Genomic DNA, 17,610 nt, shown 5'->3' with positions numbered 1-17,610 from the left:
ACTGTTACAGCTGTTTCAGGAGAGAAAGAAGTGATGTACGTTATTGCAACGTACTAAGTAGGTCAGTAGTTGCATGGTCGGCGCACCGCCGACGATCACCGTGTAGTACCCGGTACCCCCGTAGCCGTGTGGCCGCCAAATTCTAGGGAGAATCCGATGAGGCGATGGAAATGGTGCGCCCGCCAACTCGTGGCGGTCACCATCGTCGCCACTGCGCTGGCTACTGCGCCCACCGCTGCCGGTGACGCCACTCAATGGGATCCAAACCTGCCGAAAATGCCAAGCGCCAACGTGCCCGGCGATCCCATCGCCATCGTCAACGCCGTGTTGAATATCACGGCAACCTCGTCGCAGGTAACCGCCGATCTTGGCCGCAACTTCCTTATTCAACTCGGCCTCCTACCTCGAACGAGTGCTTCAGCGGACCCCGGCATCACGAACGGCCGTATTCCACGTGTGTATGGACGGCAAGCTGCCGAATACGTGATCCGCCGTGGACTGTCACAAGTGGGCGTGCCTTATTCGTGGGGTGGCGGCACTGCCGCCGGGCCGTCGCGCGGAATCGACTCAGGAGCTGACACCGTTGGCTTTGACTGCTCCGGCCTGATGCTGTACGCCTTCGCCGGCGTCGGTATCAAGCTGCCACATTACTCGGGCGATCAGTACAACGCCGGCCGCCACATTCCGGCATCACAAATGCGCCGCGGTGATCTGATCTTCTACGGGCCCAATGCAAGTCAGCACGAGACCATGTACCTCGGGAACGGCCAAATGTTGGAAGCGCAACAGACGGGGGTACCAGTGAAGGTTTCACCAGTGCGTACCTCCGGAATGATGCCGTATGTCACCCGGCTGATCGACTATTGACCGCAAAGTACCCATACGCTCGACGGAGATCAGCCCGAATTATTGTGGGCCGCCGGGGTTTTGGTTAGGAATATCAGTGATCGGCAAGTTCGGCGCGGGTCTAGGTGAAGGGGTTGGCGGCAGGCTCGGTATGTCGGCGGCCGGGATGTCATGAATATCGTTGACCGCTGGACCATTTTCACGCCCGCCATAGCTCGTGCCTGGAGACCGCGGGCCGAGCAGGTGGCTGACCGTAACCATGTGATAGCCGTTGGAGATCAGAACCGGCAAGAATTGATAGACCACATCGACAGTGCTGGAGTACGTGTCATGCAGCAGCACAACCGAACCCGGCTTAATTTGTGTCTTCAACATGTAGACCGTTGCCGCGGTGTTGGCATCGTTGATCCAGTCGAAGGGAATTACGTCCCATAGGATTTCGGCCAATCCCTGACGACCGGCCTCTGTCCGGACAGCGTCGTTCGATAGCCCGCCAGCCGGCCGATACAGGGTGGGAGCTCGGCCGGTCGCCGCCTTGATCACCTCGGTGGCCTTACTCAGCTGGCTGGGTATATCGGCGGGCGGGACCGTAGTCATATTGGGGTGTTCCCAGGTGTGGTTTCCGACTTCCATCCCCGCATCGGTAATCCTTTTGGCCGCGGCGGGATCGCGGGCGACCTTGTTGCCGATCAAGAAGAAGGTTGCCCGCGCCCCCTGGGCGGCGAGAACGTGCAGCAGGCGATCGGTGAATGGGGTGGGTCCGTCGTCGAATGTTAGGGCAATGCACTTGTGCTGCATGCAGTTGACGTTGTCCGCGCTGAGCTGGCGGTCCTTACGACCGGCCACCATCATCAGCGCTGCCACCGTCAGTAATACAGCCGCCATCGCACCGATCGACCATCTCATCGATATGCGGCTCACCGCCGTTTTCCCCCTCACCCAGCGCACCGACCGTCGACGACCTAGCCACGGTTTGCTCTACGCTTTTGGCCACGCGATGTCACGTCATGGGCACGCACTGATTGACGACTGCGGGTTAAAGAGAGCCGAGGATGGCCTGCATGGTCGTGATCTCCTGCTGCTGTGAGCTGACGATCGAGTGCGCCAATGCAACGGCCTCCCGGTACTGGCCTGCATCGATTTCATGTTGGGCCATGGTGATCGCACCCTGGTGATGCTGGATCATTTGGGTCAGGAAGAGCTTACTCGCCTCCTTGCCCTGCGAGTTTTGCAGTGCCGTCATGTCCTGTTCCGACATCATCCCCGGCATGCCACCCATGCCTGGCATCCCCGGCATTCCGGGCATCTGGCTCTGGCTCGGCGCGCCGCTTGGGTGCGGCATCATGCTCATGCTTGGCATCGTCGGTGTCGTGGTCACGCCCCACTCGCTTAACCAGCCCTGCATTTTCTGGATCTCGGGTCCTTGCGCCGCTTTAATCTGGTTGGCCAGATTCGCTACACGTGGATCGATACCTTGCTTCCCAAGCACGATGTCGCTCATCTGGATGGCTTGCTGGTGATGAGGAATCATGTGTTGGGCGAACATGACGTCCTGTTGGTTGTGTGCCTCAGGGGATACCGCTGCGGAGGTGCTAGCGCTCGATGTCGCCGAACTGCCCTGATTACTAGTCGAATTGCTACAGGCCGCCACCGTAGTCAGCGCGGCCAGCGCGGCTACGCCGATCGTCAGCGTCATTTTCCTGGTCACAGCCATTCCTTTCTTCTTTCGTTGCGTCAGGATCATCCGGTTCGTTGGCCCATTGCCTACGGGCCGCAGATGAGCGCGCCCGACACGGTTATGGCGATGATGACGAACGGCGCAGCCGCCAAGAACGCGACGGCGGTCCCCAATACCATGGAGGCCCGGGCCTGGGCGCGGCGAATCGGCGGTGCGGTAAGACGTTCAGCGCGCGTAAGAACGGCAATGCCCGAGGCGGCCAAAGCTTCGGCGGGTGCCACGCCAGCGACAACCATGAGACCAGACAGAAGCGCCCAACGACCGTGCCGGCGAGCGGCCACATCATCGGCGCACATTTCCAATAGCCGCGAAATCTCGGCCAAGCCTTGTGTCATCAATTCCAGCTTTGGAAATACTGTTGCCAGACTGCGAAGGGCAGCAACGAGATTGGGATGGTGTCCAGCCAGATGGGCACGTTCGTGGGCTAGTACAGCGTTCAGTTGACGACTATCTAGTCTTGCGAGGGCCGCTGTGGTGAGCACAATCGCGGGCGGTCGACCCGCTACGCAGTAGGCAGCGGGCAGGTCAGTCTCGACAACAACCACATCCTCAACGCTGGTGCGATGACCAACGAGTCGCACAGCTTGCGCGTGCCGATGAGCCCGGAGGCGCAGCTGCGCCTGCGTCCGGACTAGCCGCACGCCGGTGGATGCCGCCGCTACGGATACGCCAGCTGCCAAAGCGAGCGTTACGGTTTGTGCTATTGAGCCGTGATGACCCGTCACCGCGCCGTGCAACCGATCCAAGCAAGACAGCACAAGGTGGTCGGGATGATGCCAGTGGCGTGCGACGTCAACAAAAACCGAACCAATGGCCGCCAACCAGCTCAGCAAGACGCTGCTGATCGCCACGAGCCACGCGGCGATCCCGAAGCGGGGCACTTCGCCGTGTCGAGTCAGCCACCGCAATAACCGAGGGCCAGCCACGAGCACTGTGAAGCTGTAAAGCAGGAGGACCAAAGCGAGAATCACCGTTGGCGCTTTCGTCTCGCCAACCGCCGCAGCGCTGCGCGCAGGCGCTCTGAGTCTTCCCGGTCAATCTGTTCGACGAAGTGGCTGAGCACCAAGTCCGACCGACCACCGCCGTCTAATGCCTCGCGCATGAGACGCGCGCTGTGCTGTTCGCGGGACAGAGTGGGCCAATACCGGTAGGCCTTTCCATCACGCTCGCGTTCGAGCCAACCCTTGCTGTGCAAGTTGTCCATCGTGGACATCACCGTTGTGTAGGCGATGTCGCGTTCAGCGGCGAGCTCGTCGAATACTTCCCGAACGGATGTGGAAGTGTCGGGATCCCGGTTCCAGATGCGGTCCATGATGACCGCCTCCAGCTCCCCGAATCCTCGTACGCGCACCGGAATCCTCCTAGCTATTGGCGTTGCCAAGAGGCCTCACCGCGGCTTCGCACCAAATGGCGTACTGACCATGTACGTAGATGCTATATCGAATGTGAGACTCCGGCGGGTTCGACAGATGCCGCAGTGAGGCACAACGTCGATGAAGCTACGTCATAGCGCCGTTGTGGCCGTAGGTGAGACTGTTCACGCGGCACATTTCTGGGCGACGACGCGCTCCACGATGCCCAGCTTGAATCGTTCAGCCCGCTCTATAGCGAATGGCCGCTTGCGGACTTCAACCACCGGGCGACGCAGGAAGTGCTCGCCGCCAAGGGGAACCGTTAGAAACTCCAACCCACGCTGCACGCCACGGGCCACACGCGACGAGCTGGCGACATGATCCACCAAAATCAGCTTGCCCCCGGGCCGCAGCACCCGGGTCATCTCGTCGAGGGCAATGTCGACGTCAGGGATCGCGCACAACCCAAAAGTGCACACAACGGTGTCAAAGGTGGCATCGTCGAACGGCAAAGCGTGCGCGTCAGCGTGCTGGAAGTCGACTTCGCGATCGAGTTCCCTGGCCCGGGCACGTGCGATCTCGAGCATCTCTGCACTGAAATCGATTCCAGTCAACTGCACGTCCGGCGGATACTTACCCAAGTTAAGCCCGGTGCCCACCGCAACTTCGAGGACGTTGCCAGCGGCGCGCGAACATGCCCATTCTCGTGAGTCACCGAACACAAAGCGGTCAAAGAAACCCATCTCTCGGTCGTAGGAACGGGAGTGCTTATCCCAATAACGCTGCCACCGCTGCGCCCGATCGCGCTCCCGTCTGCCCAACATACCCAACGCTGCCTCTCCTGAATCGATCTCCGCACTCAGATAGTAGGGCCATACCGCCAGAGCAGGAATGGTTTCTCTGCGAGCCGTCTGCTGGAGTTTGTCTCCCGGTGGTCCCGGCGGCTGGCATGTCTCGTATGGCCGGTCGTTGACATGTTGGCGCCACCGCGCTAGGAGATTTTGGGAAAAGGTAAGTGAATCAACAGCAAAAAGCTAATGGCAGCGGCTAGATCCCATCGCTACAACCCGGGTAGGTGCAGTCCGTGCTGCTCAAGTAGGCGAGGCAGCGAGTCCAGATCTAGAACCGTCCCGAAGCGCTGCGCACTGGCCACGATTTCATTCACGTCGGGAGAGCCGCCACGAATGAGTACCGCAAGTTCGCGGAACCAGCCCTCCAATCCGGCGGGTGAAAAGAATTCGAGCGCGGCGGCGTCGGCAGCCGTCGGATTCCAAAATGTATGCTTCACGCGCCGCGGCACCACGACCGCGCCGCCTGGGCCCACCTCCACGGTCTTGCTTCCGACTTGTGCACCGATACGCCCCGAAAGCACATAGATGAACCCATCTTCCAAGGCGTGGGTGTGAAGCGGACCTGCCACCTACATCCTGGAAACGGGCACCCAGTCCTATCGGCTGCGGACCTCCAAGACCTCCGCGCGCCGCAAGCGCGCCGGCTGACCGTTTCATGGTTGAATTCGCCTCGCGCATCACATCGGACGACGCTCATTGGCGTAGGTTGTGCGCATGTCGCGAGCCCCGTCCATCAGGAGTTTGATGGCGGCCACGGCGATCACGACTGCGATCACCGTGGCTAAGGCGGGGTCGAGCCAGTAGAAGCGGTGCATGACGGCGATGACCGCACCGGCGATCGCCACTCCTGCGGCCGCCGCGCCATCGGCCAAGGTGTCCAGCAGCACCGAGCGCATGTGCAGATCCTCCGCGCCCGCCCCTAGGCCAAGGATGGCGGCGCCGAGCAGCATGACGATCGTGGAAATGACACTGACCACCAACACGGGTAGTCCCTGCACCACCGGGGTTCCCTGCCATAGTCGACGCGCTGCCTCGACGACGACCAGCACGCTCACTGCCAGCAGCACGGTCCCGTTGATCAGCGCGACCACCGTGGTGGCCCGGGACCGACGGTCCCCGGTCCGGGCGGACCGGTCCCGCACCGTGACGGCCAGCAGACCCAGAATCAGGCCCACCGAGTCCGCGGCGAAGTCACCGGCAGCGGCGAGCACCCCCAGCGAATGGGCCGACACCCCAATCGCCACGAGACCGAGGATCATCACCATGTTCAGGGCCAAGACGAATCCCAGCCGTCGTCGCTGACTCCATCCCCGCATTAGCGTAATCCTGTGCCGCACAGCGGGTTACCTGCGCATCTCCGGGGTCGTGCCGGCAGCACCAGCACGCTATCGCCGCTGTTCAACAGCAGGGCGCGCCGCGCCACGCGTGACGGCCCTCCCGGATCGCGGCCACCGCAACGATCAACCCGACCAGCGGATCAGCCCACCACCACCCGAACATGCTGTTGACCACCAACCCGACCAACAACACTCCGGACAGATAGGTGCACAACAAGGTCTGCTTGGAATCGGCGACGGCGCTGGCCGAGCCAAGTTCACGTCCCGCTCGGCACTGCACGTAGGACAGCGCCGGCATGGTCACCAGCGACACCGCGGCCAGCACGATCCCGACCGTGGAGTGCTGCGCTGCCTCGGCTCCCAACAGGGAGCGCACGGACTCCACGCTGACATAGACCGCCAACGCGAAGAACGAAGCCGCGATGATCCGCAGCGCCCTGCGTTCTCGGGCCCCAGGGTCCTTGCCGGAGAATTGCCACGCCACCGCCGCTGCCGAGGCCACCTCGATGACCGAGTCCACACCGAACCCGACCAACGCCGTTGACGACGCCACCGTTCCCGCCGCGATGGCGACGATCGCCTCGATCACGTTGTAGCTGATCGTCATCGCGACGAATAACCGCACTCGTCGCGACAACACCGAGACTCGTTGCGGCTCGACGATATTCGCAGCCGGCGAAGTGCAGCACCCGTCAGTACAGCCACCGTCGGCAGGCACCGGAGCCGTGATCGGGATACCAGCCCCACCGTCGATGCGGTCGGTCATCGCCGCGGTCCCGCTTCAGCGGCCGGCAGGTCGTCGTCGATGCACGGTTGCTCCGAGTCCACCGCGAGCACCACCTGAACCAACTCGCTCAAGGCGCGGGCCAGACGCACGTCAGCGAGACCGTAACGGACTTGTCGTCCCTCATAGGTCGCTACCACTAGGCCGCACCGCCGCAGACACGACAGGTGATTGGACACGTTGGATCGCGTCAGACCCAACTGGACGGCGAGCTGGCCTGGGTAGCGCACCCCATCCAACAACGCCACCAAGATGCGGCACCTCGTCGGGTCCGCCAACGCGCGACCCAGCCGAGCCAAGGCCGACTCCCGCGTCTCACATGTCAGCATTCATCGAATAATACAGCGCGCACTGACGGGTCTGCCGTCTGTCACGCTCGCGCCATGGAACCAAGTCAACCGGTGGGGTCGAAATTCGTGACGACTGCCGGGGCCAAACCACTTGACGAAACGCACCCGTCCGCTAGGCAGCTTGAGCATGCGAGCGGATCGGTTGCGCTTCACTTCATTGGTGTCAACAAACCGTCAAGCGTCGGCAAGGCGAGAATTGACCCAACCGCGCCGCGCGCGACACGCCGGGCTGCCCGATTTCCCGGACAGGCCATGCATACGAACTAAACTCGTGTAGTTGGTCTTAAGAGGCTCTGATCAGCGGATTCTTCGCACTGCTCAGTGCCCGCAAGAGCATTAGGGAACTGCAATTGTTCCGTTGCTGCAATGTCGTCGACTTGAGATCCCCGGTGGTGTCGTCAGCGTCGAATAAGATTCCAAGCGTCCAGACCAAGGGTTTGGATACGGAGTCCTCGGTCTGGACCGCTTGGCTGCTCTGGCAGGCAGGCCTTGACGGTAGCACCGGCACTCGTTGGGGACGTCGGCAACCCGCCGATGTCCGACCTTGGACTTCGTTGTGTGGCAGGGATGGTCCGTGCCGCAACCGATGGAAAGGAACCTCAAGTGCCAAGTCAACCGAAGCCCAACGCCCGTCATGTGGTGCCGAATCCGGCTGGCGGATGGGACGTCAAGAAGCCCGGCGCCGCCCGCTCCAGCGCGCACACCGACACGCAAAAGGAAGCGACGCAGCGTGCCACCGAAATCGTGCGCAACAGCGGCGGCGGAGAGGTCCGAGTTCAAGGCCGCGACGGCAAGATTCGGGATTCGAACACCGTGGCGCCTGGCAATGATCCGTATCCGCCGAAGGGTTAGAACGCGTGACGACTCCGCGCGATCTCCGAATCAGCTTGGGCAGTTTCGCCGACTTCGTTACCGCGGCGTCCAGCCAGCGCATCGCAGTCGTCCAGAACGTCGCTGAGCTGCACAGGTCTGAGTACAACCCCGGCCGCGACTTCTACAAGCCGGTGAGGGAAGCCCTCCGCGACGGCATCATGTCCGGTGATGACGCGCAGCGTCTTCGGCGTGTCATCGATGATGCCAGCGTTTCCAAGCAGGACCACTACCAAGCCATTACCGCTGGCTGGGAAACATGGCGACGCCGCAAGAACCTCGAACTTTTCGAGCAGCCGCGCCAGTGGCGAACGCAATCGCTCGAGATCCAAGTGTCGCCGAGGTTCAAATGGTTGCAGCGCGGTGACCGTCGGCACTTGGTATGGATTTATTACAAAGAACGCGAGCTCTCGGCGGATGCTGCCCAGGCGGCCATCCGCATCCTTCAGCGGACGTATTCCGAAGACCTTGGCAGCCCGGCGGCTCTCGATATCCGCCGTGGTCGCCTGCATCAGCCGCGCGGCCGGCGACGACGGGGTTACGATACCTGGCTCGAAGGGGAAGTGGCGGCGTTTCTTTGGATGTACCGTTCGGTCACGGCCGCCGCGTGAGTGCAGGAGGTACCTCCGCGCGTCCAGCGAGGGTTCGATCCGGCGAAGGACGGCGACCCGGCACTGGTTAAGCAAAGCCGCAAGTGGACACAACGGTTCCGATCACATCGCATCTCCGGCCGAGTACTGGAAAGACAGCCGATCAAACCGGCCCTTCGACCTTGACCTGCACGCTATTGATTGGTCTTGCCGTCGTGATGGTGGTCGGTCATGTTGCGGCACTCTCCAGTTACCCGGTGATGAGGCCCGTGGCTGATTGAGCGGCAGTCTGGCGTTCTTGTGGATGTTGTCTGCCGACACGCGGACATCCATTCCGCCGGTTCGCCCTCCACTCAATTAAGCTCTGCGCAAAGCGAGCAGCCGTGGCAGGAGCCGCCAGTGGAGGGTACCGAAATCATCCTCCTAGCCGCGGCGGAGCTTGTCGTGGTACCACGGCCATGTCATCCAACGAATTACAAAACTGCGCATTTTGTCGCTGACAGCGAGTTCTATTCTGCCGTCACCGTACACCCGCCAAGGCAGGCCGCGCACACCAATATACTCAGCGATGACCGAATCGTCAGATGTTTGTCCGGGACCGTACTGGCATTCGACCTTTTCATCGGGCTTTGCGAAGTTGCCACCGGTATGTGGTACCTCACCCTGCGTACGATACTGAAACCTTATCGCCGAAATCGGAACCTCCGACAGGTTGTGAAGTATCCAAGTATTACAGCCTTGATTCTTCACCAAGAGAACGCGTACAGCCTGATCGACGACAGTACCGCCCATATTCAAGAAAAAAGAGGCAACGGTGAAGCAGAAGGTCGCCACGCCAACACCCGCCACGAATATTGCCACGCCTACCGCAGCAGTCATCGCAGACCTTCAAATCGCGGAAGCAAATTCATATCAAACCGGACTCCAAAAAGATTCGCTCGCGCCAATTGCCAGCGCGTACGACAGTGCGAATGTCTTCCTTGCCCGCAACTCACGAACATTGTCATTTGCGTCGTAGTGGATGCAGTCGCAGATAAGAACAGCAAGAGTTTTTGCAATTCTGAGTTGTGCAGATGTCCACTTCTTTATATTCAACCGCTTATAATGCTGCGGCCGTTGGCGAGAACGCTGGTAATCCCGATATGGTACCAATTGATTGACGAGACCGCTGACTGGTGCGTCATCTACAAGGACCCCACCGTACTTCTCGCGTTTACCCGATCCCTTGGAGATGCGGGTCTTTGCCGCGCGATTCATTCTCTTCATCAATTGCTCGGTGAAGAATTGGGCAACGAGATCGCGTTCCCACACCCAGTCAGCGTGTCTCGTGTTGAACTTCTCCACCACGGCCCACCGAGCGGCGTAACTTTCGTTGAGAGCCCATTGCCTCCGGCGCGTCGAGACCTCCGCGTCGCAATCGTTCGCGCGTGCCCTCAACTCGTTCAAGCGGCTCTCAAACTCTGGCAAACGCGGTGTCGGGTCCTTCGCGCCACGCAGCTCGAGGAGAAGCTCATGCATCGCGCGAAGTTCTGCATAGAAGGGTGCAAAGGACGGCGGCAGTGGAGTGGATCCTGCCACTGGGTGCGTCACTTGGGCTCTACCTCCATCTTGACTGGGTTGCGGACATTATCGCATGGGCCTACCTCGGCGCAACGATATACCCATCCGCTATTGAAAAAAGGAGCAAAAGAGATCAAAATGAAACGGTTGAGTGCTATCGGTTTACCGCAATAATGCCAAGCGACTCACAATTAGTAAGGAGGTGACATATGCGATATGAACAGGACACGAAAGGCAAAGAGATTGTTTTGATTGAGACTAATCACGAGGCGTGGGTCGCAGCTCACGCCGTGTCCCAGATGCGCGGCGACCGTCTCTTTGAAAAGCTTCCCTTCAGACGCAAGAACAAAGTGGTTCGGCTCCTCGGGGCATGTGCCGCACTCTCTAACGAAAATCCTTCGATTAAGTTGGATGCTCGGGACTCTCGCCTGGTATTAAAGGCCTTGCGGGAGTTTTCGGATATAGACTCTGCGATTAGCCCCAACGCGCTCGTTTACCCTGAATCTGGCGACTTGATCGAGGTTGCGCAACAAATGCTTGCAGATTACGCCACGCATGTGGCAGCGACTATAAAATGACAATGACCGTGGGTGGCTTGATTACGTCATTCCGATACGCCCCAGACGCAACATCCCGGGAAGTTGCGCGTTTCTCAACTAGGCTAAGAGGCGCTACTACATTCGGTGCTAAATTCCGGTACTACCATCTGCCGCTCGCATTACATGCGACCAATCGGCGCGGGGGCACATCTGTATCCAACCCAAGCGCTTCGCTGACCCAACGACTTGACAGCAGCAAATAGGCTGGCGGGTTCGCACTTGTCGACGGAAAGTGCCGTATGTGAGTCGCTCCTCTACTGGTCGGCGGCTAACTCGTCGTCCGGGGCGGAGCACCCTCGGCGACGACGATCGACACCACGAGGCCAAGCGGGTAGCGGTCCGGGAAGTATTCCCGGCCGTCGTCATCGACCATCTTGAAGTGGGCCTGCGAGTTGCCCGGGAGCGCTTGGGCCTGCATCGGTACGACGATGTCCACTTCCTCCCCTGGCTCCGTGTCAGGAATTCGGACGCGACGCGGTGAGGTCGGTATGCCATGGCCGCTCGGTGTTCCTACCCGTGCCAGCCAGCGCCCGTCCCACGGCACCGTGCCGCTATTGCGGATGCGCCAGACCTTCTCGAACTCGTAGAACGGCGGCATAACGGTGCCGTCGGGGACGGTTACGTCGGCCACGAAGGTCGACGCATCGCCGGGTATCGGATATGGCCAGGAGTCCGTGAGGGGCAAGCGCCGTGGCGGCCGATCGGCCGTGACGAGGGCTTCATAGAGTCCCCACGCCTGGCCGTTGCCTTGGAACTGCTCCTCGTAGAACCCGACGATCTTGGTGCTCGGGCGATCTCGGCCCCTCTCGACATTGCTGAGGTGGCTCTTACTCACTCCGAGCTGACGAGCTGTCTCCCCCAACGACATACCGGCGACCTCGCGCAGATAGTGCAGTTGCTGACCGAGCGCGACGAGCGCCGCATCCGAAGCCATATCACGAGCATCGTTTGGAGTTCGCCAAACATCAAACGCCCTTCCTACCTTCGGTCTCCCGTACCGAATCAGGAAAGGAGCACCGACCATGTCGAACCTGATCCCCCGCCCGAGCACCGAACTGGCCCCACAAATCCCGGAGGGCTTCAGCCGCACCGAGGGCAAGACCCTCATGCGTCTGCAGAACCGCGAACTGACCCACGGCCTCGTCAAGGCGACTCGGGTCCAAGCCGCCGGCATGGTGGCCACGGTCGGCCTCCAGACGACCGCGATGCTGAGCCGCGAGGCCGCCTTCCAAGCTGACGGCGATCCCGCCACGGCGAATCGCCTCAACTTCATTGTCGACCAGTACGCCACCTTCGTCGGCGGCGAGATCGCCCGGTTCGGGCACTGAACCGAGAGGAGTCACCCATGCCTGGATATAGCCAAATCGGCCTCGCAGATAAATGGCGTCCGCGTGTGCCGAAGGGCGACGATCCTGATGCCGCCAGCGCGGTTCTGAACGATGTTCTCGAGGCCATGCGGTCTTGGAGCGACCAGTTGAGCGCCATCGCGAACAAGCAGTTCGACTCCGCTCCGGAGAGCAGCGCTCACGTTGGGGAATTCGACGCGGCGATCTCGCGCGCTTTCTTCGACTGGCTGGAGGAGTGGCCGAAGTGATCGCCGCCGTCTTCCAGTTCTTGGTGGCCTGGCTGGTCACCTGGGCGCTGCTGATGGTCATCTACATCGGACTCCTCGTCACCGTCGAGCAGCTCAGGCAGTGGTGGCGCCGGTATCTGCGCATGCGCCAGCACCGGCGCGCTGTTGCCGACGAGCTGATGCGGATCGACGGAGAGGCCGTTGCCTCAGTCCAGCGGATCAACTCCGCGTTCATGGTCGCTCAGCGGCTCATTCGCGACCAGGCCGACGCGGATCACCGATGGAGGGCATCGTGAACGGTGCCAATCCCGGCCGCTGGATCGACCGCGTGATCGGTTGGTGCTTCGGCATCTTGGCCGCGACGGTCGCGCTCTGGTGCGCGGTCAAGGTGCTCGAAGCCATCTGGCCGACGCTGGTCGTCATCGTCGGCATCACGGCGATATTAGCTCTAATTATTCGTCTCGTTGTTTATTTCACATCAAGGAAATGGTGACAAAAATGTGCGCTTCTACCTCTATTGACAAAAACCAAATATGTTGCGAGGCAACAAAATACTATTGACTATTGAATCAATTCAATACATAATATCGCCACGGCTTTGAATTGATTCAATAGCCGATCCGAATAGCCATCAATTCCGAAAGGAGGATACCTATGTCTAAAACAGGAAGACCCAACTACCGTCGCGGTCCGCGCGGCAGCCGGAAAGCCGAGCGGTACATCAGCGTTCGTGGCGAACGGCGTGATCCGCCGGATCTGCGCAAATTGAGCAGGGCGGTTATCGCCATGGCGCTGCGCGACGCCGAAGCCAAGGCCGAAGCGCGCGCTGCCATGAAAAGCGCCGAAGTGCTCGATACGTCGGCCGATCCGCTGGTCGATGACGAGCGGGAGATGTCGACATGACCGCTGCTCCGGCATCGCCACTTACCGCCGATTCGCTGGTGTGGCAGCAGTTGTTCTGGCCGCAGCCGTTTCCGGAAGCCGCCGCCTTCGGGCTGCTGCGCCACTTCGCCGCCCAGACGCACGCGCCACAGTTGATCTTCGAGGCGCGCGCCGATGTCACCGGCGTGGAGTACCTCGTCGGCAGCCAGGTGCGACACGCTTCAGCGGTGCGCCGGGCTGTCGAGCAACTCGTCGACGGCGCGATCGTGACCGGCTTTGATCCGGACGATCGCGCACAGGTTGTTACGGCACGGCGGCTGCGGCTGAATACCACGGCGCGGCAGCTGGAACCACAGGACCCCGTGGCGTCGGGCCGCTCAATTCTGCACGCGCTCACGGCTGTCGGGCGCGGGGAGCGCCTGACCATCCAAGTCGTCCTTGGCCCGCGCCACGCGCCGAAGCTCGGACCGATGGCGTCACCGCGGGAGGGTCAATCGACGCTCTCCAAGGTGCTGTACGGCGTGCTGATAGAGAAGCGCGCGGACGACCGCCATGCCGTCATCCGCAAGCTCGGCCAGCACGCCTTTGAAGCAGTCGTCCGGATCGGCGTCGACGCGGCAACCGCCGAACGCCGACGAACGCTGCTCCTCGGGCTGGCGGCGGCCATCGGCACGACCGAGTCAGCCGGCGTGCGCCTGAAATTGAAGGGCGAGAAGGCCCCGCGGCTGAACGCGCCGCGCTCCTCGTGGTCTGTGTTCCTGCCGTCGCAACGGTTGAACATCATCGAGATCGCCCGCCTCTCCGGCTGGCCAATCTCTGATCGCGACGAGCCATTCCCCGGCCAGCCACCCCGGCATCCGCGGCCGGTGCGTCCCAGCGCCGCGCTGCAGTCCGGTGAGCGGGTCGTGGCGATTGGAAATGCGCCCGGGTCAGAAGCGATGCTCGGTTACAACGTCACAGACTCCCTGCGCCACACCTGGGTCATCGGGCCCAACGGGGTGGGCAAGTCCACCTTGCTGCTCAACCTGATTGTGCAGGACCTCGAGGCCAACCGGCCGGTCGTCGTGATCGAGCCCAAGGACTTGATTTCCGACCTGCTGCAGCGCATCCCGGCCCACCGCCGCGACGACATTGTGATGCTCGATCCGCTGGACGAAGCGCCGGTTGGTATCAACCCGCTCGTATCCGGCAACAGGCCACCGGACGTGGTTGCTGACAGCTTGTTCGGCACCTTCAAGGCGCTTTACGGCGACAGCTTGGGCCCGCGTAGCGCGGACATTCTGCGCAACTGCCTGACTGTGCTGGCGCAGCGGAACGACGCGTCACTGGTCATGCTGCCGCTGCTGCTGACGAACCCGGGCTTCCGCCGCTCACTGGTTCAGCGGGCCATCCGCGACGATCCGTTCGCCGCCGGTCCGTTCTGGCAATGGTTCGACAGCCTGTCGCCCGAAGCGGTCGCCACCGTCGTCGCGCCGCTCAGCAACAAACTGCGCCCGCTCCTGACCAAACAGCTACGCGGCGTGCTGGCCCAACGCTCGCCCAAGTTCAACATCCGCCAGGTGCTGGAGAAGCGCAAAGTGCTGCTGGTGCCGCTCCAGAAAGGTGTACTCGGCCCCGAGAACGCCCAACTCGTTGGAGCTCTAGTAGTGGCCGAGCTATGGCAAGCCATTCGCGAACGAGCCGGGACACCGGAGCAGTCCCGCACGCCGGTGATGATCTACATCGACGAGGTACAAGACTACCTGCGACTGCCGACCGACCTCGGCGATGCCCTGGCGACGGCGCGCAGCCTCGGCGCTGGCTTTCATCTGGCGCACCAGTACGAGAAGCAGTTGCCGCCCGCCATGGCTGATGCCTTCCGCAACAACGCCCGCTCGCGTATCTGCTTCCAACTCCAGGCCGGTGATGCCAAGGAGATGACCGCCGGACAATCGGTGCTGTCGGTCGAGGACTTCACCAGCCTGCCGGCCCATCACATTTACGCCAGCCTTGTCCGCGACAACGCGGTCCAACCGTGGGCGTCCGGCGTCACCAAGCCAGCGCCGGAACCCACAAGCGATCCCGAAGACATCCGACGACGGAGCCGACAGCGCTACGGCCAGCCCGTCGACGAGATCGAAGCCAGCTTTGCCGAACTTCTCAGCGGCACTAGCGGACAAACGAGCCAAGATGACATTGGCGCGCCGAAGCGGCGGCGGAGGCAGCCATGAGCAGGGCGGACAATTACCTCCACGCTGGCGGTCCGATCGGTGATCCGATCGGCTTGAGTAACAAACGGCCTCTTACCTCAATCAACGGCCAAATAGGCGCGCGGAATGATGGTGCCCATACGGGCACCACAGGCTCCAAGCAGCCCAGCCAGCGGCGTAGACAGCCTCAAGACATCGCAGCGTTAGCCGAACGATTGAGCGAACGCGATCTGGCGATATTGCAATCGGTTGCCCAGCATCAGTTCCTCACTGTCCGGCAGATCGAGGCTTTCCATTTCGCCGAGCATCCGACGGGAGCCGGCGGCCGACTCGCTCGGCGTGCGTTAGCTCGGCTGCGTCAGCTGCGGGTGCTCGGCGCCTTGAACCGACGCATTGGTGGCGTTCGCGGCGGCTCGGCAGGCATGGTCCACTACGTCGACGTTGTCGGTTACCAACTGCTGACTGGCCGACCTGGACGGCACCTACGTGGCTTCCGCGAGCCGTCACAGCGTTTCGTGAACCACCGAGTGGCCATAGCAGACACTCACGTCGCGCTCGTTCAAGCTGCCCGGCGAGGACATTTGGAACTCGTTGAATGTGCGGTGGAGTCCGCATCGTGGCGCAGGTACACCGGCATGGGAGGTGCCCGCCTGATGCTGAAAGCTGACCTATACGCCGAAACGGCGACGGCGGGAGGCAGCGCCCTGGTGAACGCCTGGTTCATCGAAGTGGACCTAGGCACCGAACACATTCCAACGCTGCTGAAGAAGTGCCGCGACTATGAGGCCTACCGGCAAACCGGCATCGAGCAAGAGCAGGGCGGCTTCCCGCTCGTCATCTGGAGCATGACGCACGGTGATCCCCGCACAGCTGAACGTCGGCGGTTAGACCTGCGACGGGGAATCGAGCGCGACCGCTCCCTCACGCCCGCTTTGTTTCGCATGATTTCACCCGATCAGCTTGTGCCGCTGCTGCAGTCAGGAGGCGCGTCATGACGGGCCAGGTCGACGTCATGCGCAACGCGATTCTGCTCGGCGACGCGCTCGCCGGTCTGCGCCAATTGCCGGACAGCTCCGTCGACATGGTCCTGACCAGCCCGCCCTACTTCCGGCTCCGGGACTACGCGGCGGACGGCCAGCTTGGTCTGGAGACCCACGTCGACCAGTGGGTCGAACAACTGGATCAGGTCAGCGCCGAGATCCGCCGCATCCTCGTCCCGACCGGCACCTTCTGGTTAAACGTCGGCGACACGTACGCCGCCCGCACCTCCGACGGCGCCGCCCGCAAGAGCTTCCTCATGGCACCCGAACGCCTGGCGCTCCGGCTGCAGCAGTCCGGCTGGATCATCCGCAACAAAATCGTGTGGGCCAAACCGAACCCGATGCCGACCAGTATCAAGGACCGGCTCAACTGCACCCACGAGTTCGTCTATGTCCTTGCAAAGCAGCCTGGCTACTTCTTCGACCTCGACGCCATTCGCGTGCCGCACCGCTCCAAGGGGACCAAGCCGCGGGCATTCAAAGAACCCGGGCAAGACGCCTGGCGCGGCCCGAACAGTGACACCACCAAAGGCCTCAATGCGCTGAAAGCCGAAGGGCGTGTTGGCCATCCGTTGGGCAAGAATCCGGGTGACGTGTGGACGATCGCCACTGGCGCCGTACCGGGTCACCACGCCGTGTATCCGATCACCCTGGCAAGCAGAGCGATACAAGCTGGCTGCCCCGAGGCGCGCTGTGGTGCATGCCGGAAACCGTGGCAGCGTCGAGTGATTCGAGCGATCGGCGGGACGGCGGTACGGGCGGCCCTATCCGCCACCTGTGACTGTCAGGCGGCGACAGAACGCGGGCTGGTTCTCGATCCGTTCCTCGGCAGCGGCACCACGGCCATTGCCGCCGAACAGTTCCAGCGCGATTGGCTGGGCATCGAGCTCAATCCGGATTTCGCCGCGCTGTCCCAGCGGCGCATCGCCGACGCGCGGGTGCGGCGGCGTCCCCCGACGAGCGAGCCGACCGATGCTCACCCACGTGCACCCGCACCCGAGAGGAAGGCCGCATGAGCCGCGGCCGCCCTCGTCGGTGTCATGCGGCCG

The 17,610-nt window shown here is 61.9% G+C and carries 22 protein-coding genes and 1 pseudogene; 11 read left to right on the top strand and 12 right to left on the bottom strand.

The genetic code is table 11. From position 1 onward, the window contains the following. Window positions 1–255 precede the first annotated feature (255 nt). Window positions 256–867, top strand: a pseudogene (locus tag AC5Y39_RS04910) (NlpC/P60 family protein); the annotation flags it as partial. A gap of 39 nt (window positions 868–906) precedes the next feature. On the opposite strand, the gene AC5Y39_RS04905 reads toward AC5Y39_RS04910, so the two are convergent. The 9 genes from AC5Y39_RS04905 to cmtR all read right to left on the bottom strand — a co-directional run bounded on the left by AC5Y39_RS04905 (window position 907) and on the right by cmtR (window position 7,237). Further along, window positions 907–1,752 carry a polysaccharide deacetylase family protein gene (locus tag AC5Y39_RS04905; protein ID WP_500048172.1) on the bottom strand — a complete coding sequence of 282 codons (846 nt, stop codon included), beginning with the start codon at window positions 1,750–1,752 and terminating at the stop codon, window positions 907–909. Window positions 1,753–1,882: 130 nt separating this feature from the next. Further along, window positions 1,883–2,590, bottom strand: coding sequence for a DUF305 domain-containing protein (locus AC5Y39_RS04900; protein ID WP_500048171.1), 708 nt, complete (start codon window positions 2,588–2,590; stop codon window positions 1,883–1,885). A gap of 20 nt (window positions 2,591–2,610) precedes the next feature. Continuing rightward, window positions 2,611–3,555 carry a M56 family metallopeptidase gene (locus AC5Y39_RS04895; protein WP_500048170.1) on the bottom strand — a complete coding sequence of 315 codons (945 nt, stop codon included), beginning with the start codon at window positions 3,553–3,555 and terminating at the stop codon, window positions 2,611–2,613. Beyond that, window positions 3,552–3,935 (bottom strand): BlaI/MecI/CopY family transcriptional regulator, encoded by a 384-nt coding sequence (locus tag AC5Y39_RS04890; protein ID WP_500048169.1) that lies wholly within the window; start codon window positions 3,933–3,935, stop codon window positions 3,552–3,554. The genes AC5Y39_RS04895 and AC5Y39_RS04890 overlap by 4 nt, the downstream gene beginning before the upstream one ends. A gap of 186 nt (window positions 3,936–4,121) precedes the next feature. Continuing rightward, a complete protein-coding gene (locus tag AC5Y39_RS04885) occupies window positions 4,122–4,679 on the bottom strand; it encodes a class I SAM-dependent methyltransferase (RefSeq protein ID WP_500048168.1) in 558 nt (185 codons plus the stop codon). Window positions 4,680–4,996: 317 nt separating this feature from the next. Further along, the gene (locus AC5Y39_RS04880) at window positions 4,997–5,356 is read right to left on the bottom strand and encodes a cupin domain-containing protein (protein WP_500048167.1); all 360 of its coding nucleotides are present in this window, start codon (window positions 5,354–5,356) and stop codon (window positions 4,997–4,999) included. A gap of 108 nt (window positions 5,357–5,464) precedes the next feature. Next, window positions 5,465–6,103, bottom strand: a complete 639-nt coding sequence (locus tag AC5Y39_RS04875) for a cation diffusion facilitator family transporter (protein ID WP_500048166.1) — start codon at window positions 6,101–6,103, stop codon at window positions 5,465–5,467. Window positions 6,104–6,185: 82 nt separating this feature from the next. Continuing rightward, window positions 6,186–6,731: a cation efflux transmembrane domain-containing protein gene (locus AC5Y39_RS04870; protein ID WP_500048192.1), complete on the bottom strand. Its 546-nt coding sequence runs from the start codon at window positions 6,729–6,731 to the stop codon at window positions 6,186–6,188. Window positions 6,732–6,886: 155 nt separating this feature from the next. After that, window positions 6,887–7,237 carry a Cd(II)/Pb(II)-sensing metalloregulatory transcriptional regulator CmtR gene (cmtR, locus tag AC5Y39_RS04865; RefSeq protein ID WP_500048165.1) on the bottom strand — a complete coding sequence of 117 codons (351 nt, stop codon included), beginning with the start codon at window positions 7,235–7,237 and terminating at the stop codon, window positions 6,887–6,889. Between the two features lie 624 nt (window positions 7,238–7,861). Between cmtR and AC5Y39_RS04860 the strand changes: the two genes are divergently transcribed. Together AC5Y39_RS04860 and AC5Y39_RS04855 are read left to right on the top strand one after the other, a co-directional pair. After that, a complete protein-coding gene (locus AC5Y39_RS04860) occupies window positions 7,862–8,110 on the top strand; it encodes a DUF2188 domain-containing protein (protein ID WP_500048164.1) in 249 nt (82 codons plus the stop codon). 5 nt (window positions 8,111–8,115) lie between these two features. Continuing rightward, on the top strand, window positions 8,116–8,739 hold the full coding sequence (locus AC5Y39_RS04855) for a hypothetical protein (protein ID WP_500048163.1): 624 nt from the start codon (window positions 8,116–8,118) through the stop codon (window positions 8,737–8,739). A gap of 402 nt (window positions 8,740–9,141) precedes the next feature. Here AC5Y39_RS04855 and AC5Y39_RS04850 read toward each other — a convergent pair whose 3' ends face one another. Both AC5Y39_RS04850 and AC5Y39_RS04845 read right to left on the bottom strand, forming a co-directional pair. Next, entirely contained in the window at window positions 9,142–9,597 is a 456-nt protein-coding gene (locus AC5Y39_RS04850; RefSeq protein ID WP_500048162.1) for a hypothetical protein, read from the bottom strand. Between the two features lie 33 nt (window positions 9,598–9,630). Next, on the bottom strand, window positions 9,631–10,236 hold the full coding sequence (locus AC5Y39_RS04845) for a hypothetical protein (protein WP_500048161.1): 606 nt from the start codon (window positions 10,234–10,236) through the stop codon (window positions 9,631–9,633). A 251-nt stretch (window positions 10,237–10,487) separates the two neighbouring features. Here AC5Y39_RS04845 and AC5Y39_RS04840 point away from each other — a divergent pair, with 251 nt between their 5' ends. Beyond that, window positions 10,488–10,856, top strand: coding sequence for a hypothetical protein (locus AC5Y39_RS04840; RefSeq protein WP_500048160.1), 369 nt, complete (start codon window positions 10,488–10,490; stop codon window positions 10,854–10,856). 289 nt (window positions 10,857–11,145) lie between these two features. Here the strand turns inward: AC5Y39_RS04840 and AC5Y39_RS04835 are convergent, their stop codons facing one another. After that, a complete protein-coding gene (locus tag AC5Y39_RS04835) occupies window positions 11,146–11,811 on the bottom strand; it encodes an NBR1-Ig-like domain-containing protein (protein ID WP_500048159.1) in 666 nt (221 codons plus the stop codon). Between the two features lie 88 nt (window positions 11,812–11,899). Between AC5Y39_RS04835 and AC5Y39_RS04830 the strand changes: the two genes are divergently transcribed. The 7 genes from AC5Y39_RS04830 (at window position 11,900) to AC5Y39_RS04800 (ending at window position 17,577) form a co-directional block, all read left to right on the top strand. After that, complete coding sequence (locus tag AC5Y39_RS04830; RefSeq protein WP_500048158.1) at window positions 11,900–12,205, top strand: hypothetical protein; 306 nt, start codon at window positions 11,900–11,902, stop codon at window positions 12,203–12,205. A 17-nt stretch (window positions 12,206–12,222) separates the two neighbouring features. Beyond that, complete coding sequence (locus AC5Y39_RS04825; protein ID WP_500048157.1) at window positions 12,223–12,471, top strand: hypothetical protein; 249 nt, start codon at window positions 12,223–12,225, stop codon at window positions 12,469–12,471. Then, on the top strand, window positions 12,468–12,746 hold the full coding sequence (locus AC5Y39_RS04820) for a hypothetical protein (protein WP_500048156.1): 279 nt from the start codon (window positions 12,468–12,470) through the stop codon (window positions 12,744–12,746). Before AC5Y39_RS04825 ends, AC5Y39_RS04820 begins: the two co-directional genes overlap by 4 nt. Next, window positions 12,731–12,943, top strand: a complete 213-nt coding sequence (locus AC5Y39_RS04815; protein WP_500048155.1) for a hypothetical protein — start codon at window positions 12,731–12,733, stop codon at window positions 12,941–12,943. Before AC5Y39_RS04820 ends, AC5Y39_RS04815 begins: the two co-directional genes overlap by 16 nt. A gap of 406 nt (window positions 12,944–13,349) precedes the next feature. Then, on the top strand, window positions 13,350–15,542 hold the full coding sequence (locus AC5Y39_RS04810) for a type IV secretory system conjugative DNA transfer family protein (protein WP_500048154.1): 2,193 nt from the start codon (window positions 13,350–13,352) through the stop codon (window positions 15,540–15,542). Next, a complete protein-coding gene (locus tag AC5Y39_RS04805; protein ID WP_500048152.1) occupies window positions 15,539–16,516 on the top strand; it encodes a replication-relaxation family protein in 978 nt (325 codons plus the stop codon). Before AC5Y39_RS04810 ends, AC5Y39_RS04805 begins: the two co-directional genes overlap by 4 nt. Further along, window positions 16,513–17,577 carry a DNA-methyltransferase gene (locus AC5Y39_RS04800; protein WP_500048151.1) on the top strand — a complete coding sequence of 355 codons (1,065 nt, stop codon included), beginning with the start codon at window positions 16,513–16,515 and terminating at the stop codon, window positions 17,575–17,577. Before AC5Y39_RS04805 ends, AC5Y39_RS04800 begins: the two co-directional genes overlap by 4 nt. Window positions 17,578–17,610: the final 33 nt, after the last annotated feature.

It is taken from the genome of Mycobacterium sp. NGS39 (genome assembly GCF_059812765.1).
The sequence above is the reverse complement of the archived record's forward strand: the minus strand, read 5'-3'. Positions and strand labels throughout refer to the sequence as shown.

Bases quoted from the DNA above. Each gene is read 5' to 3' on its own strand.
- AC5Y39_RS04905 (WP_500048172.1), bottom strand. From the start codon at position 1,752: ATGAGATGGTCGATCGGTGCGATGGCGGCTGTATTACTGACGGTGGCA.
- AC5Y39_RS04900 (WP_500048171.1), bottom strand. From the start codon at position 2,590: ATGATCCTGACGCAACGAAAGAAGAAAGGAATGGCTGTGACCAGGAAA.
- AC5Y39_RS04885 (WP_500048168.1), bottom strand. From the start codon at position 4,679: ATGGGTTTCTTTGACCGCTTTGTGTTCGGTGACTCACGAGAATGGGCA.
- AC5Y39_RS04875 (WP_500048166.1), bottom strand. From the start codon at position 6,103: ATGCGGGGATGGAGTCAGCGACGACGGCTGGGATTCGTCTTGGCCCTG.
- AC5Y39_RS04870 (WP_500048192.1), bottom strand. From the start codon at position 6,731: ATGACGATCAGCTACAACGTGATCGAGGCGATCGTCGCCATCGCGGCG.
- cmtR (WP_500048165.1), bottom strand. From the start codon at position 7,237: ATGCTGACATGTGAGACGCGGGAGTCGGCCTTGGCTCGGCTGGGTCGC.
- AC5Y39_RS04850 (WP_500048162.1), bottom strand. From the start codon at position 9,597: ATGACTGCTGCGGTAGGCGTGGCAATATTCGTGGCGGGTGTTGGCGTG.
- AC5Y39_RS04845 (WP_500048161.1), bottom strand. From the start codon at position 10,236: ATGCATGAGCTTCTCCTCGAGCTGCGTGGCGCGAAGGACCCGACACCG.
- AC5Y39_RS04840 (WP_500048160.1), top strand. From the start codon at position 10,488: ATGCGATATGAACAGGACACGAAAGGCAAAGAGATTGTTTTGATTGAG.
- AC5Y39_RS04835 (WP_500048159.1), bottom strand. From the start codon at position 11,811: ATGGCTTCGGATGCGGCGCTCGTCGCGCTCGGTCAGCAACTGCACTAT.
- AC5Y39_RS04830 (WP_500048158.1), top strand. From the start codon at position 11,900: ATGTCGAACCTGATCCCCCGCCCGAGCACCGAACTGGCCCCACAAATC.
- AC5Y39_RS04825 (WP_500048157.1), top strand. From the start codon at position 12,223: ATGCCTGGATATAGCCAAATCGGCCTCGCAGATAAATGGCGTCCGCGT.
- AC5Y39_RS04815 (WP_500048155.1), top strand. From the start codon at position 12,731: ATGGAGGGCATCGTGAACGGTGCCAATCCCGGCCGCTGGATCGACCGC.
- AC5Y39_RS04810 (WP_500048154.1), top strand. From the start codon at position 13,350: ATGACCGCTGCTCCGGCATCGCCACTTACCGCCGATTCGCTGGTGTGG.
- AC5Y39_RS04805 (WP_500048152.1), top strand. From the start codon at position 15,539: ATGAGCAGGGCGGACAATTACCTCCACGCTGGCGGTCCGATCGGTGAT.
- AC5Y39_RS04800 (WP_500048151.1), top strand. From the start codon at position 16,513: ATGACGGGCCAGGTCGACGTCATGCGCAACGCGATTCTGCTCGGCGAC.